16 protein-coding genes and 1 pseudogene are annotated in these 16,093 nt (G+C 30.5%); all 17 read right to left on the reverse strand.

The features are described 5' to 3' along the window. Positions 1-2: 2 nt before the first annotated feature. The 17 genes and pseudogenes from C4Q29_RS00980 to ftsY all read right to left on the reverse strand — a co-directional run bounded on the left by C4Q29_RS00980 (position 3) and on the right by ftsY (position 16,048). The gene (locus C4Q29_RS00980) at positions 3-1,019 is read right to left on the reverse strand and encodes a LacI family DNA-binding transcriptional regulator (protein WP_103980958.1); all 1,017 of its coding nucleotides are present in this window, start codon (positions 1,017-1,019) and stop codon (positions 3-5) included. A gap of 79 nt (positions 1,020-1,098) precedes the next feature. Continuing rightward, a complete protein-coding gene (gene topA / locus C4Q29_RS00985) occupies positions 1,099-3,156 on the reverse strand; it encodes a type I DNA topoisomerase (RefSeq protein ID WP_103980959.1) in 2,058 nt (685 codons plus the stop codon). 88 nt (positions 3,157-3,244) lie between these two features. Further along, positions 3,245-4,324, reverse strand: coding sequence for a DNA-processing protein DprA (gene dprA / locus C4Q29_RS00990; RefSeq protein WP_103980960.1), 1,080 nt, complete (start codon positions 4,322-4,324; stop codon positions 3,245-3,247). Next, complete coding sequence (locus C4Q29_RS00995) at positions 4,325-4,684, reverse strand: YraN family protein (protein ID WP_103980961.1); 360 nt, start codon at positions 4,682-4,684, stop codon at positions 4,325-4,327. Continuing rightward, positions 4,653-5,303, reverse strand: coding sequence for a ribonuclease HII (rnhB, locus tag C4Q29_RS01000; protein WP_103980962.1), 651 nt, complete (start codon positions 5,301-5,303; stop codon positions 4,653-4,655). Before rnhB ends, C4Q29_RS00995 begins: the two co-directional genes overlap by 32 nt. Positions 5,304-5,354: 51 nt before the next feature. Beyond that, positions 5,355-6,233: a ribosome biogenesis GTPase YlqF gene (gene ylqF / locus C4Q29_RS01005; protein ID WP_103980963.1), complete on the reverse strand. Its 879-nt coding sequence runs from the start codon at positions 6,231-6,233 to the stop codon at positions 5,355-5,357. A gap of 52 nt (positions 6,234-6,285) precedes the next feature. Next, a complete protein-coding gene (gene rplS / locus C4Q29_RS01010; RefSeq protein WP_103980964.1) occupies positions 6,286-6,633 on the reverse strand; it encodes a 50S ribosomal protein L19 in 348 nt (115 codons plus the stop codon). A 2-nt stretch (positions 6,634-6,635) separates the two neighbouring features. Continuing rightward, positions 6,636-7,331, reverse strand: coding sequence for a tRNA (guanosine(37)-N1)-methyltransferase TrmD (gene trmD, locus C4Q29_RS01015; RefSeq protein ID WP_103980965.1), 696 nt, complete (start codon positions 7,329-7,331; stop codon positions 6,636-6,638). Then, a complete protein-coding gene (rimM, locus tag C4Q29_RS01020) occupies positions 7,331-7,816 on the reverse strand; it encodes a ribosome maturation factor RimM (protein ID WP_103980966.1) in 486 nt (161 codons plus the stop codon). The genes trmD and rimM overlap by 1 nt, the downstream gene beginning before the upstream one ends. Next, positions 7,803-8,048, reverse strand: coding sequence for a KH domain-containing protein (locus tag C4Q29_RS01025; protein WP_103980967.1), 246 nt, complete (start codon positions 8,046-8,048; stop codon positions 7,803-7,805). Before C4Q29_RS01025 ends, rimM begins: the two co-directional genes overlap by 14 nt. Before the next feature lie 232 nt (positions 8,049-8,280). After that, a pseudogene (rpsP, locus tag C4Q29_RS06415) lies at positions 8,281-8,511 on the reverse strand (30S ribosomal protein S16); the annotation flags it as partial. An 11-nt stretch (positions 8,512-8,522) separates the two neighbouring features. Beyond that, a complete protein-coding gene (gene ffh / locus C4Q29_RS01035) occupies positions 8,523-9,863 on the reverse strand; it encodes a signal recognition particle protein (RefSeq protein ID WP_103980969.1) in 1,341 nt (446 codons plus the stop codon). 7 nt (positions 9,864-9,870) lie between these two features. Continuing rightward, positions 9,871-10,209, reverse strand: a complete 339-nt coding sequence (ylxM, locus tag C4Q29_RS01040; RefSeq protein ID WP_103980970.1) for a YlxM family DNA-binding protein — start codon at positions 10,207-10,209, stop codon at positions 9,871-9,873. Positions 10,210-10,287: 78 nt separating this feature from the next. Next, positions 10,288-11,478 (reverse strand): M24 family metallopeptidase, encoded by a 1,191-nt coding sequence (locus C4Q29_RS01045; RefSeq protein WP_103980971.1) that lies wholly within the window; start codon positions 11,476-11,478, stop codon positions 10,288-10,290. After that, the gene (locus C4Q29_RS01050) at positions 11,475-13,052 is read right to left on the reverse strand and encodes an AbgT family transporter (protein ID WP_103980972.1); all 1,578 of its coding nucleotides are present in this window, start codon (positions 13,050-13,052) and stop codon (positions 11,475-11,477) included. Before C4Q29_RS01050 ends, C4Q29_RS01045 begins: the two co-directional genes overlap by 4 nt. A 92-nt stretch (positions 13,053-13,144) precedes the next feature. Beyond that, the gene (locus tag C4Q29_RS01055; protein WP_103980973.1) at positions 13,145-14,737 is read right to left on the reverse strand and encodes an ABC-F family ATP-binding cassette domain-containing protein; all 1,593 of its coding nucleotides are present in this window, start codon (positions 14,735-14,737) and stop codon (positions 13,145-13,147) included. Between the two features lie 15 nt (positions 14,738-14,752). Further along, complete coding sequence (ftsY, locus tag C4Q29_RS01060) at positions 14,753-16,048, reverse strand: signal recognition particle-docking protein FtsY (RefSeq protein ID WP_103980974.1); 1,296 nt, start codon at positions 16,046-16,048, stop codon at positions 14,753-14,755. Positions 16,049-16,093: the final 45 nt, after the last annotated feature.

A 16,093-nucleotide genomic window follows, 5' to 3' on the forward strand; every position in this document is an offset into this window, starting at 1 on the left:
AATTATTTATTTTTTATTTTTTTTACTGTATCCCTATCAACTATTTGATAGCCTAGGTTTACAGATTTATCAACATTTTCATCGCCGCCAATGATTTTTATTAGAAGTCTTACAGCGATAGCTCCTATATCATAATAAGGTAATCTTACTGTACTTAAGGCTGGCCTATATAAATGAGCTATTTCTGAATCTCCAAATCCTGTTATTGAGAATTTGTCAGGTACAGAAATATTGTTATCATAACAATATTGTAAAGCACCTATTGCTAACCTATCAGTTTCAAACATTATTGCTGAAACTCCATTGCTTTCAAGCTTATTTATATTTTTTTCCATAAATTTATAAGTTTGTTCAACTTCATTTTCATCAACAGTATAAACCCAATTATTGATTGACTTATCATCAACTCTTTCTAAGAATCCTGATTCCTTTTCTTGACTAGCATGGAAGGCTCCTTTAACTTTTACATATGCTAAATTTTTATGATTATTAGTAATTAAATAATCTGTCAATTCATACATAGCCTTTATATAGTCAACAGTAACTGTTTGGAAATCATTGTCACTATAGTAAGAGTCAAGTAAAATATATGGTATATTGTGGTCTCTTATCAGATATAATACTTCATTATTTATTTTTTCTGATATAACTACTATACCTTCAACTTGCTTAGAAGATAAAAATTCAACCGCATTTTTTTGAGTTTCAAAGTTACCGAAAGTTGAATAAAGTAAGATGTCATACTTATATAACTTACTTATTTCATCTATCCCCCTAAGATATTGGGCCATATAGTTATACCCCATATCATCCAAAATAATACCTAAGGTATTAGATTTTTTCATAACTAAGGATCTAGCCAATTCATTAGGTTTATATCCTAATTTTTCGATAGCTCTATTTACCGCTTCTGTTTTTTCAGGTGAAACTTTTCTGGTTCCATTTATAACTCTTGAAACTGTTGAAATAGATACTCCAGCAAGATTTTTTACGTCCTCCATAGTTGGTTTTCTAGACATAAAAACCTCCTTATTAACCTTTTAATTAATTTTAACATAAATAACCTTTTCATACAATAGACTTAATATTCAAATTGTATTACTTGTTAGTTTCGCATTCTGGATTATTACATAAAACAGCATCAGTATTTCTATTTTTTCTGTGCACCATTAGGTCCCCGCATTTTTCGCATATCTCGCCAGTTGGTTTATCCCATGAAGCCCAATCACATTTTGGATAATTTGAACACCCGTAAAATACCTTACCTCTTTTGGATACCTTTTCTATAATATCTCCCCCATCTTTTGGACATTTAATTCCTAATGACTTAACAATGCTTCGAGTATATTTACATTCAGGGAAGTTTGAACATCCAATAAATTTACCATTTCTTCCCGATTTTTCTAATAATTGATTACCACATAAAGGACATTTTTCATTAATAGCTTTATCTTTGATAGCGAATTCATCTTTATTAGCTTTTAAAGCATTATCTAAGTTAGGTTTGAACTTATCATAAAATTGGCTAATTAAAACCTTCCATTCAATCTCATCTTCTTCAATACTGTCAAGCTTATTTTCTAAATCAGCTGTAAACTTTTTATTAATAACTTCTTCAAAATATTCTTGTAAAAGATCATTAACTTTAAAACCAACCTCTGTTGGTAATAAGGATTTTTGTTCAAAGTTTACATAATTTCTAGATAGCAAGGACCTAATAATTGATGAATAGGTAGATGGTCTTCCTATACCATTTTTTTCTAACTCTTTTACTAAAGAAGCTTCTGTATATCTTGCTTTAGGCTTTGTAAAGTGTTGGTTCTTTTCTATCTTTTCATGGCTAAATTTATCACCTATTTCCATATCTGGTAGTTCTATTGTCTGATCATTGATAGACCATACTTTTGTAAATCCATCAAAAACTATTATAGAACCATTAGCCCTAAATATATGGTCGGCATTTTTTATATCATATCTTGTAGATAGGTATTCTGAAGCTTTCATTTGTGATTGAAGGGTTCTTTCCCAAATTAACCTATATAATTTGAATTGATCTTTGGTCAAATATTTTTCTATGCTTTGAGGAGTCCTATTTATAGAAGATACTCTTACAGCTTCGTGAGCATCTTGGCTATTTGATTTTTTCTTACTATAAGACCTTCCTGGTGAAGCATATTTAGCACCAAAGTTTTCCTTTATATAGGCAAGTGATTCACCTATTATTGAGCTTGATAAACGTGTTGAGTCTGTTCTCATATAGGTTATTAAACCTACAGATCCTCCACCAACATTTATACCTTCATATAATTGTTGGGCTACAGACATGGTTTTTGAAGTTGTAAAATATAATCTCTTAGCTGCTTCTTGTTGTAAGGTTGATGTTGTGAAAGGCTGATAAGGATTTCTCTTTCTTTTACTTACATTTTTGTCTATAACTTCATATTCTTTTTCTAATGATTTTATAATTGTATCAGCTTCTTTTTCATTGGATATTTTAACTTCTACTAGTTTATCTTTTGCATATTTTCCATAATAAGCAGCGGAAAAATCTTGTTTATCGACTTTAGCTTCCATGATTATAGACCAGTATTCTTCTGGAATGAAAGCTTTGATCTCATTTTCCCTATCTATAATTAACTTCAAAGCAACTGACTGTACCCTACCAGCAGAAAGACCACTTTTAACTTTTTTCCACAGAATAGGAGATAATTCATATCCTACTATCCTATCTAAAACTCTTCTCGCCTGTTGGGCATCTACTAAATTTAAATCAATTTTTCTAGGATGTTTCATGGCATCTAGGACTGCTTCTTTAGTAATTTCATTGAATACAACCCTATTTTTATCTTCTAAACTTAAATCTAAAAGATATGCCAAATGCCAAGCTATTGCTTCCCCTTCCCTATCCGGGTCAGATGCTAAGAAAACATTATCTGCCTTGCTGGCTTCTTTTTTTATTTCATTTATTATTTTTGCCTTACCTCTTACATTTATATATTGAGGTTCAAAATTGTCTTCTATATCAACACCAAACTTACTCTTAGGCAAATCTCTTAAATGCCCAATTGAAGCCATAACCTTGTAATTTCTACCTAGAAATTTACTTAAGGTTTTAGCCTTAGTTGGTGATTCAACTATTACTAAATTCTTTGCCATAATTACCCCTTTTCATCCATAACTTAAAATTCATAATATCATAAATCTGTTTATTTACAAATATTTAAAAGCTAGATACTAACTTTTATTATCTGGAATAATAATTAGCATCTAGCTTATTTATTAGCTTTTTATTTTCTAAATTAAATAATGATTGGTAAATTTCAGATATATTATAAGGTGTTAAATTTGATATATCATTTACACTCAAGATCTTGTATTCAAGTAAAGCATAAATTTCTTGGTCAATCTTTTTATCTAATTTAATTTGTTTCATTTCTTTTATCTTCCTTATTTCATTAATATAAGGAATTTCATTTACTATGTCTTCAGCATTTTGTATTAACTTCGCCCCATTTTTTATTAATTGGTTGGTTCCTTGTGAATTTAAGGCATTAATATTACCTGGTATGGCATAAACCATTCTATCTTGTTCTATGGCATACTTGGCTGTTATTAGGGACCCAGATTTTTCCTGGGCTTCTACAACTAAGGTTCCAAAGGCTAAAGCTGATATAATTCTATTTCTAAAAACAAAGTTTCTTTTAATAGGATTTGTATCCAAGGGGAATTCTGATATTAAGAGTTCATCATTCATTAGGTCATATAGGTCGTTATTTGACTTAGGATACCTTATTTCTAATGATGAAGCCAAAACCCCTATGGTAGGTATTTTATTGTCTATGGCAGCTAAATGAGCAAACCTATCAATACCCAAGGCCATACCAGAAACTATTTGCACATCATAATCAGAAAGTTCCTTAACTATTTTGTCAACTGCCCATTTACCATATTCTGAAGACTTTCTATTACCAACTATAGCCAAAATATTATCTAATCTTTTAGGAAACTTACCCTTATAATATATGATTGCTGGAGCATCATATATATTTAATAGATTTTGAGGATAGTTTTTATCTACTATAGTTAGGTAATTTATTGATAGACTATAAAGCCTGTCATTTATATAGTCCGCATTGAAAGATTCAAGCATATCCTCTAAGATTTTTCTTTCTCTATCATTAAAGAACAGCAAGGCTTTTATCATATGCTTTTTTATATTTATCAGCTTATAAATATTTCCATCTGATACTAGGTTAATAATCTTCAAATTAGTGATTCTACATATATTTAAAAATAGTATTGCTTCTCTTAAGTTTCTTATCATTTAGACCTCGAAAGCATTTTCTATATGTATAATTTGCCTAGTATCCCAATAACATTCGATTATATCAAACCTTATATTGTAATTATAAAGACGATATTCCGATACTATTTCCTTGGTTAATTTAATTATCTTGTTTTGCTTTTGTAGATTAACTGCTTCTCTTGCTGGTATATCAGGATCAAATCTTCTTGTTTTTACTTCAACAACAACTATTATATTATCAATAGCTGCGACAATATCTATTTCTGCATATGATTTATGATAATTACGTAGTAAAATCTCATATCCCAATGACATAAGATACCTACAAGCTATTTCTTCTCCTAATTTACCCCTTATTAAGTTCTGATTTTTTTTCATAATACTTTTTCATAAAGCTTCTCCTATGGATTTCTGAAATGCCATATTCATCTATGGCTAAATAGTGTTTTTTAGTTCCATAACCTTTATGATTTTCAAAGCCGTATCCAGGATAATCTTTGCTATATTGGATCATAATATCATCCCTATATATTTTAGCTAAAATAGATGCACAAGCTATAGAATAGACCTGGTCATCTCCTGAAATAATAGATATTTGATCAATATCTGTATCTATTGTCTCAGCGTCTATCATGGCTAGGTCAGCTTTTATAGGTCTTCCTTCTTTATCAGATAAATTTTCTAAAGCCTTTTTCATAGCTAAATGAGTTGCTTCTTTAATATTTATTTCATCAATAATAGTGTGATCTACAATACCAAATCCGATTGCTAAAGAGTTTTCCTGAATTAACTTTGCTAACTCCCTCCTTTTTTTATCGGTTAATTTTTTGGAATCTTTGATTCCTTCTATTTTCTCATCACCCATTATTACTGCACAAGCTACAACTGGACCTGCTATAGGCCCCCTACCAACTTCATCTATGCCGCAAACTCTCTCATATTCGCTAGCATATTTTTCTAAAATATCTACTTGGTCTCTTTTAAGTTTTAATATCATAGCAACTCCATTATATACTAATTACAAATTTAAAAACTGTCAGAATTATGACTATTTCTTAATACTTTTATCTATCATCATTTCAATATCGTCAGCACTTTCTAACGTAATCCTACCCAGCCTTAACTTTCTAAAGTCATCGAGGATTATATTAGAAACTTTGAAATAGTCAATTTCTTGTCCTCTAAGCACAGAACCTGTTTTTATAGCTATTTGATCCATTATCTCTAAAGTTTCTTGACTAACATCTACCTTATACCTATTTTCTAAAGCAGCTGGATCAAGATCTTTTAATTTCTTTATAAATTCAAAAGTCAAATCTTCTATTTCTAAAACTTCATCCTTAATAGAACCAGTAAAGGCTAAGTTTCTAGCATTGTCATACAAGTCTAACTTGGGCCATAAAACACCTGGTGTATCCAACAATAGAAGATCACTATCAGTCTTTATCCACTGGTTGCTTTTTGTAACACCTGGTCTATTTCCAACCTTGGCTCCTTTTCTATTGGATAAATTATTTATAAATGTTGATTTACCTACATTAGGAATACCTACAACCATCATTTTAATAGTCTTATTATCAATGTTTTTTTCAGACCTTCTATCAAACAGATCTTTCAATATATTTTTAGCTTCATTATATATTTTTTTTGTAGACCTGTCCTTTGTCGAGTTATATTCAACAACTTTAATACCTTTATCATTAAAATATTGAACCCATTTTTTAGTTTCTAGAGGATTTGCCATGTCGACTTTATTTAGTATAATCAGCCTGGCCTTATTATTTATTACATTATCTATCAAAGGATTTCTCGATGAAAAAGGAATCCTAGCATCGACTATTTCTGCTACAATATCAACTAATTTTAATGACTCTTTAATTTTATCAATAGATTTTTTCATATGGCCAGGATACCAATTTATACGCATATCTACCTCCTATTGAACAAAAAAAGGTCAGACTAAAGTCTGGCCTTTAATTTTAGTAATCTGTTTTTTCTCTTAATTTAGCAGCCTTACCTACTCTACCTCTTAAGTAGAATAATCTAGCTCTTCTTGCTTTACCCCTTCTTATTACTTTAACATCTTCAACTCTTGGAGAATGTAATAAGAATGTTCTTTCAACACCTACACCGTATGATAATCTTCTAACTGTGAATGTTTGTCTTACACCTTCACCTTGGATTTTAATAATTGTACCTTCAAATACTTGGATTCTTTCTCTTGAACCTTCTTTTATTCTGTAATCAACTTTTACTTGATCACCAACTGAAATTGCTGGTAATGAATCTTTCTTTTGTTCATTTTCAATTTGTCTTATGATTTCCATAATTATTCCTTTCTTATACTCTGAATATATTTTTCATATAAATCAGGTCTTTTCTTTTTAGTGTTTTCAATACTACTATTTATTTGCCATTCTTCTATTAATTTGTGGTTGCCAGAAAACAAAACTTCTGGTACCTTATAGCCTAAATATTCTCTAGGTCTTGTAAAATGGTCATGTTGTAAAAGTATGTTATAGTGTGAATCTGTCTTATAGGAATCTTCATTTCCCAAAACATCGTCAACCAATCTAGTCACGGTATCTACTAAAACCATAGCTGGAATTTCTCCTCCAGTAAGCACATAGTCACCGATAGATATTTCTAAGTCTACAAAGTGATTTACTACTCTAGAGTCTATTCCCTCATAGTGGCCACATAGCAAGATCAAATGTTTATTATTAGATAAATCTATAGCCACTTCTTGGTTTAATTGTTTCCCTTGTGGGCTTAAAAATATAACTAATGATTCATCAGTTTTACAGTGGTTTATTGCATCTACAAGAGGTTGCATGGTCATAAGCATGCCTGCAGATCCACCATAAACTTCATCATCAACTCTTTTATGTTTATCCTTTGAAAATTCTCTTATGTCTATAATATTTAATTCTAAAATATTTTTCTCTATAGCTTTTCCTATTACTCCATAAGAATATAAGAAGTCAAAAGACTTTGGAAAAAGAGTTAATATGTCTATTTTCATTACATACCTTCAATAAGTTTAACTTTTATAAACTTGTATTCTAAATTAACTTCTAAAATAAACTCATCAACAGCTGGTATTAGCATTTTGCTTCCATCATTTGCTCTAACTAAGTATACATCATTAGCTAGGTACTCATATATATCTTCTAAGACACCTATTTTTTCGTCTGAAGAATAAATATCTAGACCGATAAGATCTTTAATGTAATATTCATCTTCTTCCAAGTCAGCCAAATCATCTTCTTCTATATAGATATCCATGCCTTTAAATTTAAGAACATCATTTATATTGTTATAATCTTTGAATTTAACTATTGAGTAGCCCTTATGAGATCTTACATTTTCTACTTCAAATTTTTCATCAGATTTTCCGATGTAATAGGTAACTCCTCTATCAAAAGTTTCTTTAGAAAGTGTATCAATCTTAAGTTCACCTTTTATAGCATGGGTATTTATAATTTTACCAACCTTAATTTTGTTCATCTTTAGATTCAATAACTAAGTTTACTTTCTTTTCTTCTTTGATTGCAGCTGCTTTTAATATGGATCTGATTGAATTTGCTATTTTACCTTTTTTACCGATAATTTTACCCATATCATCAGGATGTACAAGTAATTTTAAATCAACTACTCCACCCTCGTTTTCCATCAAAACTTCAAGGTCTTGTGGATGATCCACTAAAGCTTTAGCAATATATTCAACGATTTGATTCATTATATTATTCCGCGTCTTCTGTAACTTCTTCTTCAGCTTCTACTACTTCTTCAGTTTCTTCTGCTTGTTCAGCTTCTGCTGCTGCCTTTGCTTCAGCTTCTGCTTTTGCAGCTTCTTCCTTAGCTTTTGCTTCTGCTTCTTCTCTAGCTTTTCTTCTTTCTTCAGCTTCTTTAGCTTTCTTTTCAGCTTCAGCTTGTTTCTTAGCTTCAACTTGTTTTGCTAAGTCTTCAAAGTCTGTCTTTAATAATCTAGCAACTGTTGTTGATGGTTGTGCACCAACTGATAACCAGTAGTCTACTCTTTCAGAATCAATCTTAAAAACTTTTGGTTCTGAAATTGGGTTGTAGTATCCGATTTCTTCTATAAATTTACCATCTCTTGGTGATCTTTCGTCTGCTACTACTATTCTGTAAAATGGTCTCTTTTTAGCACCAATTCTTTTCATTCTAATTTTAACTGCCATATTTTTCTCCTTTAAAATCCTGGGAATTTAAACATTCCTCTTTTTTTCTTCATATTTTTGTTTAAGCCACCCATTTTTTTCATCATCTTTTTCGTTTCATTAAATTGTTTCAACAATTTATTTACTTCACCTACTCCAGTACCAGATCCATTTGCAATTCTCTTTTTTCTAGAATTGTTTATAATGCCTGGTTTGGCTCTTTCTTCCATGGTCATGGATTTAATAATAGCTTCAATTCGATCAAATGTCTTAGGGTCGAAATTTAATCCGCCTAGCATCTTATTATTAACTCCAGGAATCATTTTTAATAAATCTTCCAAGGGTCCCATGTTTTTCATTTGTTCTAATTGTAATAAAAAATCATTGAAATCAAAGGTTTGCTTTCTTAATTTTTCTTCTAAATTTTTCGCTTGTTCAGCATCAAAAGCTTGCTCTGCTTTTTCGATTAATGATAAGACATCGCCCATACCTAGTATCCTTGATACCAATCTATCTGGATGGAACTCTTCAAGGTCGGTCATCTTTTCACCAACACCTATAAATTTAATAGGCTTGTCAGTAACTGCTTTAATAGATAAGGCAGCACCACCACGGGTATCACCATCTAGCTTAGTCATTAAAATACCAGTGATATCTAATTTTTCATTAAAAGTTTCTGCAACATTAACAGCATCTTGACCAGTCATAGCATCGACTACTAATAATACTTCATCTATAGGTAAAGCTTTTTTAATAGAGTTTAATTCTTCCATTAATTCTTCATCTATGTGAAGTCTACCAGCGGTGTCTATGATAAGGACATCATTGAAATTCCTTTCTGCTTCCTTATAGGCTTTTTTAGCAATTTCAACAGGATCAACCTTGCCCAATGAAAATACAGGTACATCTACTTGTTCACCAACTACCTTTAATTGGTCTATAGCTGCTGGCCTGTAAATATCCGCTGCTGCAAGCAAAGGTTTTTTACCTTTTTTCTTTAGATGTAGGGCTAATTTACCAGTTTGTGTTGTTTTACCAGCACCTTGAAGACCTACCATCATGATAACTGTTGGTGGCTTAGATGATGTCTTTAAGGATTGGTTATCATCACTCATCAGGTTAATAAGCTCTTCATTTACAATTTTTACAACCATTTGTCCAGGAGTAAGGCTGCTCATGACCTCTTGGCCAAGGGCTCTTTCCTTTACCTTTTTAACAAAGCTTTTTACAACCTTAAAGTTAACATCAGCTTCTAGCAAGGCTAGTCTGATTTCTCTCATGGCTTGGTCAATATCTTTTTCAGATAATTTCCCTTTACCTCTAAGGTTTGACATTAGGCTTTGTAATCTGTCCGATAAATTCTCAAACATAATGCACTCCTTATTTTAATTCTTGCTTGATTTGGAATATCAATTCCATATAGTCGCTATATTGGTCACTTCCCAAATCATTTATTAATTTTTCTTCTAACTTATATATATAGTCTTGAAGGCTATTTAGCTTAGCTACTAGGGCTAATTTGTTTTCGTAATCCAATAAAATCTTTTCAGATCTTTTAATTGTTTCAGAAACACTTTGCTTGCTAACACCTTGAAGGTCTGCAATTTCAGTCAAAGACAAGTCTTCGTTATAATATAAGTCGATTGCTTCTGCTTGTTTATCCGTCAGTAATTTTCCATAGTAACTATATAAGATACTAATAATTACATTTTTTTCCATTTCTTCTCCTGTCAAGGTTTTTCATTGACAAGTTATATAATAGCAAATTCACAGTTTTGAGTCAAATTTAAATTTAATCTATTTTCTTTTTTCAAATTCTAAATAGTGAGGACTTCTATGGGATAAAACTTCAGCCCCATCTTTAGTTACTAACACCATATCTTCTATGTTAAATCCACCAAATCCACTGATGTATAAGGGAACTTCAACACATAAAATCATATTTTCTTTTATAGTGTCATGGTTATCCTTATTTATAACTGGATATTCTGCAGTTTGTGGTCCCAAGCTTATACTGTGACCTAAGTGTCCTCTAGTATAATTTGGTATGGACTCTCTTACTTGGTTAAAGCCAAGATTAAATAAATCACTAAATTTCATACCTACTTTAATGCTTTTTATCATATTTTGTTGGGCTTGATATAAGATATCTTTGATTTCCACCAATAATGGGTCTGCATCAGACATTAACCATGATCTCGAAAAGTCAGTAGTGTAAAAGTCAAAATCAGCATTTACTCCACCATCAAATCTGATAGAATCTTTATTTTCTAATATTCTATCTGTAGGTCTACTTAGTCTTGAACTATTTTCTCCAAAACCAATCATGGTCCATCCACTAGGTAAAAATCTTCCATCTTCAAATATGCTTGATTTATAAACATCTAGTAGGTCTTTTTCTTTTACACCTGATTTTACATGCTTACTCATTTCTAACAAGGCCTTATCTTGTACTTCAACCATATTTCTAAACCTTTTTATTTCTTCATCTGTTTTTACTGACCTTGCCTTAATAAATAGATTACTAATATTTATCAAGTTAGCATGAGGAAATCTTTTCTTAATTTCTTCTAAGTAAGTTGCTGTTATAAAATCAAGTTCTATTCCTAAATTATATTTTCCCTTTTCCTCATATTCACTTAAGTGCTCTTGGATAATATCTAAACTAGATTTAAAATCATAAGATGGATCTAGTTTATTTTCTATTTCTTCTTTATTTTTAAGACCAACCCATGTTGTGTAAGAATCTAAGACTATCTCATCATTAAGATTTTCAAATGTAGCATTTTCATAATCCATTGTAGTCAAAATCATTTTATCGCTATGGTCTTTTATAATAAGGCCTGCAAAATTTGGATTTCTAGAAACGGTTAGTTGGTTTGGTGTTAATCCGCTTAAATAGTATATATTTTCAGGCGAATTAACTAAGGCTACATCAATATTATTTTCTTTTAATAATTTTCTTATTTTTACCACTTGTTGTCTCATAAAATTCCTCCTATTATCTTGGTTATGCTAGCTACATATTCTATTTGTGCTCCTGGTCCTAGTGGTAAATTAAAGATATACCACACTATTAATAATACAGTCCAAGATGCTAAAAATGCTAAAGAGTAAGGAAGCATAATAGATATAACTGAGCCTAACTTAACTTTCTTATCATATTTCTGCATAAAGGCAACTACCAGCACGAAGAAAGGCATCAATGGTGCAATAATATTTGTAGATGAATCACCTATCCTGTAGGCTAATTGAGTCATTTCTGGTGAAATACCAAGATTCATAAACATCGGTACAAATATAGGTGCCATCATAGCCCATTTTGCTGAGTCAACTGCTATAAATATATTAATTAAGGCAGTTAAAAGTATATAAGATATAAGTAATGGTAGTCCCACTAAACCAATATTTCTTAATAATTCAGACCCTTTAACTGACATAATTGTGCCTAGGTTTGATGCAGCAAATAAGTAAGTAAATTGAGCTGCAAAAAATATCAATACCATAAAGCTAGATAGACCTGCTATTGATTTATTCATAAGTTCTATCACATCATTATCATTCTTTATTTTACCTGCACCTATACCATAAGCTACACCTGGTATTAAAAATAGTAAGGACATAAATACTATTATAGAATTCATAAAGGTGGATTGTGAGAAGCTTTCACCTGCTTGAGGTCCAAATAAAGAATTTGCTGGAATAATACTTATTAAAATTAACGCTAAATAAATTAGACTAGCGATACCAGCAAATTTCAAGCCTCTTTTATCTTCCTTGCTGATATTTTTTATATCATTTTCATCTTTATCAAAGTTCTTATATTCACCTAGTCTAGGCTCTATAATTTTATCTGTAATATACCAACCTACTATAACAATTAAAAATGTACTTGCTATCATAAAATACCAGTTTGATGTTGCTTGTACTAGATAGTTTGGATTTAATTGTTGGGCAGCTTGAGTTGACATGCCTGCAAACATTGGATCGTTACTTCCTATTAGAAGATTGGCTGACCAACCTCCTGACACACCAGCAAAGGCTGCAGCTAGACCTGCTATTGGATGTCTACCAAAACCCATAAATAATATAGCTCCTAATGGTACAAGTACTACATATCCTGTTGATGAAGCTACATTAGACATTACTCCTAAAAATACAATAATTGGTGTGATCCATTTTTTCGAAGTATTCATTGCGATTTTTTTAATTAAAGTTTCTAATAGGCCAGTACCTTCTGCAACCCCTACACCTAAAATAATTACAAATACAGTTCTTAAAGCAAAAAAGTTTGTAAAGTTAGTAAGTATACTGGACATAAACTCTCTTAAACTATCCTTTGATAGTAAGTTTACAGCAATTACTGTTGTTTCAGTAATTTCATTTGTTTTTGAATCAATAGACTTGTAGGTGGCTGATACACCATATTTTGCTAATACAAAAGATATAATCATCACCCCTATTGATAAATATATAAATAAAGTAGCTGGATTAGGTAATTTATTTCCTATCCTTTCAACAAAGCCTAAAAATCCTTTGTTTTTATCATTATTATTTTTCATAATTCCCTCATTTCTATATATGCTTAATAATATTTGTATACCCAGATAGTTAAATAATAACAATAAAATGACCTGAGATTCAGGTCATTTTATTATTGTGTAATATATTTCTCAATGTATTGGTCATAAGTGATGCTTTCATCTCTATATGAACCATCATCAAATATTTCTATTATTCTATTAGCTAAGGAATTTACAAATTGGTGGTCTTGGGATGTAAATAGCATATTACCTTTGTAAGCAATTAAACCATTATTAACAGCCTCTATAGACTCTAAGTCTAAGTGGTTGGTAGGTTGGTCTAAGATAATGAAGTTTAATGGTTCAACCATCATTTTAGAAAACATCATTCTTACCTTTTCTCCACCAGATAAAACTGAAGAATTTTTATATACTTCATCTCCAGAGAATAACATTTTACCTAAAAATCCTCTTATAAAAGATTCGGATTTTTCTTTAGAATATTGTCTCAACCAGTCTATTAGGTTAAGGTCAACTCCTTCAAAATATTCTGAGTTATCTTTTGGGAAATATTGGTAAGTAATAGTTTGACCCCATGTGAATGATTCATCATTTATATTATTTTCATCAGTAATATAATCAAATAATTTTGATATAGCAATCTCATTACCTATGAAGGCAATCTTGTCACCTTTATTTACTCTTAAATCTAAGTTTTTAATTAGACACTTGTCTTCATCATATAAATTAAAGTTATTGAAGTTTAAAATTTCATTTCCAGCTTCTCTAGATAAGCTAAAGCCAACAAATGGATATCTTCTTGATGAAGGTTTGATATCATCAAGAGTAATCTTATCAAGCAATTTTTTTCTTGAGGTTGCTTGTTTAGATTTTGATTTATTTGCAGAGAATCTTTGAATAAATTCTTTTAATTCTTTAACCTTATCTTCTTTCTTTTTATTTTCATCCTTAGCCATCTTTAAAGCTAATTGGGATGATTCATACCAAAAATCATAGTTACCTGTAAACATTTGAATTTTTCCAAAATCTATATCCACCATCATTGTACATACTTCATTTAAGAAATATCTGTCGTGAGATACAACTATAACTATTCCTTCAAAGTTGATTAAAAATTCTTGTAACCAATATATAGCTTTTAGGTCAATACCATTTGTAGGTTCGTCTAATAGTAAAATATCAGGTTTACCAAATAAGGCTTGGGCTAACAAAACTTTAATCTTATCAGATTCTGTTAAGTCACTCATCAACATATATAATTTACTATTATCAATACCTAAACCTTGTAAGATAGTAGAGGCTTCAGATTCTGCTTCATATCCACCCATTTCAGCAAATTCAATTTCTAATTCTGCTGCCTTTATACCATCCTCATCTGTAAAGTCTTCTTTGGCATAAATAGCATCTTTTTCTTTCATGATTGAATATAGTTTTTCATCTCCAGATAAGACTGTATCTAAAACTGTGTATTCTTCGTAAGCATAGTGATCTTGGCTTAGCTTAGAAAGTCTAGCATTTTTAGTAAATGATACATTACCTTTATTAGCTTCTCTTTCGCCAGATAAAACTTTTAAGAATGTTGACTTTCCAGCACCATTGGCTCCAATTATTCCATAACAATTTCCTTCTGTAAAAATTAAATTTACATCTTCAAATAATTTTTTATCAGGAAATGATATTTCTAAATCTGTAACAGTTATCATATTAACTCCTATTTATTAACCGAATAAGGCATCCACAAACTTATCGGCATCGAATTTTTCTAAATTATCTTTTTGTTCACCTATTCCAATAAATTTAACTGGAACCTTGTGTTCGATTTGTAATGGGAATACTACCCCACCCTTTGCAGTACCATCTAATTTTGTTAAGATGATACCTGTAATATTAGTTACCTTACTAAATTCTTTAGCTTGGTGGACAGCATTTTGTCCTGTAGTAGCATCTAGTACTAGTAAAGCTTCTTTATTTGCATCTGGATATTCTCTGTCGATTATCCTATTAATTTTTTCTAGTTCAGCCATTAAGTTCTTTTTGTTGTGAAGTCTTCCTGCTGTATCGATCAATAATACTTTAGTATTTTTTGCTTTTTGAGCATGGATAGCATCATAAACTATAGATGCTGGATCGGAACCTTCAGCTCCCTTTATTATCTCTGTGTCTGTCCTATCTGCCCATTCTGATAATTGCTCAATAGCCGCAGCCCTAAAAGTATCAGCAGCAGCCATCATAACACTATGGCCTTCTTTTTTAATATTGTGAGCTAATTTACCTATAGTTGTTGTTTTACCAACTCCATTTACACCTATTACTAATACAACAGTTGGCTTATCTTTTTCAATAATTAAATCATTATCTTTATTTTGTACACTTAACTTATCTTTTAATAAGTCTTTCAATTCTTCTTTTATATATTTAGGATCTCTAATGTGTTTTTCTTCAATTATATCTCTTAATTGGTCAATGGTTGATATTGTAGTTTCAACACCTATATCAGCTGAAATAAGTAACTCTTCTAACTCTTCATATAGGTCATCATCAATCTTGGCCTTACCATTAATTAAATTATCAAAAGCAGAGTTAAAAGCATCTCTTGACTTGCTTAGACCTTTTTTTAACCTATCCATAAAAGAAAGTTTTTCTTTTTTTACTTCTTTTTCTTCTTTTATTTCATTAATTTCTTCTTTGACTTCTTCAATCTCGTCTTTAACTTCTTTTTTTATTTCTTTATTTACGTCAGTTATTTCTTCTTTGACTTCATTGAATTTTTCTTTTGCTTGGTCCATCTTTTCATTAAAGATTTCTTTATCTTCTTTCAAGGACTCTTTGCTTTCATTTACTTCATCTTTTGCTTTGTCTAAAAGTTCTTTTCCGTCTTCAACAACTTCATCTTTTATAGCTTTACTTTCTTCTATAACTTCTTCTTTAATATCATTAAATTCACTTTTTTTAGATTCTATTTTTTCTTCAACTTTTTTTTCTTTATCTTTTTTTCTAAACCAATTTTTAAACATTTTCTCTCCTTATAAGTAATTTAAATAATTATATCACAAGTCAGT

Origin of the sequence: Helcococcus massiliensis (assembly GCF_900258485.1) — a bacterium.
GTDB classification, from domain to species: Bacteria; Bacillota; Clostridia; order Tissierellales; family Peptoniphilaceae; genus Helcococcus; species Helcococcus massiliensis.

Coding starts and splice junctions, on each gene's coding strand:
- dprA (WP_103980960.1), bottom strand. CDS start 4,324: ATGATAAGAAACTTAAGAGAAGCAATACTATTTTTAAATATATGTAGA.
- rimM (WP_103980966.1), bottom strand. CDS start 7,816: ATGAACAAAATTAAGGTTGGTAAAATTATAAATACCCATGCTATAAAA.
- ftsY (WP_103980974.1), bottom strand. CDS start 16,048: ATGTTTAAAAATTGGTTTAGAAAAAAAGATAAAGAAAAAAAAGTTGAA.
- C4Q29_RS01025 (WP_103980967.1), bottom strand. CDS start 8,048: ATGAATCAAATCGTTGAATATATTGCTAAAGCTTTAGTGGATCATCCA.
- ylqF (WP_103980963.1), bottom strand. CDS start 6,233: ATGCGTATAAATTGGTATCCTGGCCATATGAAAAAATCTATTGATAAA.
- rnhB (WP_103980962.1), bottom strand. CDS start 5,303: ATGATATTAAAACTTAAAAGAGACCAAGTAGATATTTTAGAAAAATAT.
- ylxM (WP_103980970.1), bottom strand. CDS start 10,209: ATGGAAAAAAATGTAATTATTAGTATCTTATATAGTTACTATGGAAAA.
- C4Q29_RS00980 (WP_103980958.1), bottom strand. CDS start 1,019: ATGTCTAGAAAACCAACTATGGAGGACGTAAAAAATCTTGCTGGAGTA.
- C4Q29_RS01045 (WP_103980971.1), bottom strand. CDS start 11,478: ATGAGACAACAAGTGGTAAAAATAAGAAAATTATTAAAAGAAAATAAT.
- C4Q29_RS00995 (WP_103980961.1), bottom strand. CDS start 4,684: ATGAAAAAAAATCAGAACTTAATAAGGGGTAAATTAGGAGAAGAAATA.
- topA (WP_103980959.1), bottom strand. CDS start 3,156: ATGGCAAAGAATTTAGTAATAGTTGAATCACCAACTAAGGCTAAAACC.
- C4Q29_RS01050 (WP_103980972.1), bottom strand. CDS start 13,052: ATGAAAAATAATAATGATAAAAACAAAGGATTTTTAGGCTTTGTTGAA.
- C4Q29_RS01055 (WP_103980973.1), bottom strand. CDS start 14,737: ATGATAACTGTTACAGATTTAGAAATATCATTTCCTGATAAAAAATTA.
- trmD (WP_103980965.1), bottom strand. CDS start 7,331: ATGAAAATAGACATATTAACTCTTTTTCCAAAGTCTTTTGACTTCTTA.
- rplS (WP_103980964.1), bottom strand. CDS start 6,633: ATGGAAATCATAAGACAAATTGAAAATGAACAAAAGAAAGATTCATTA.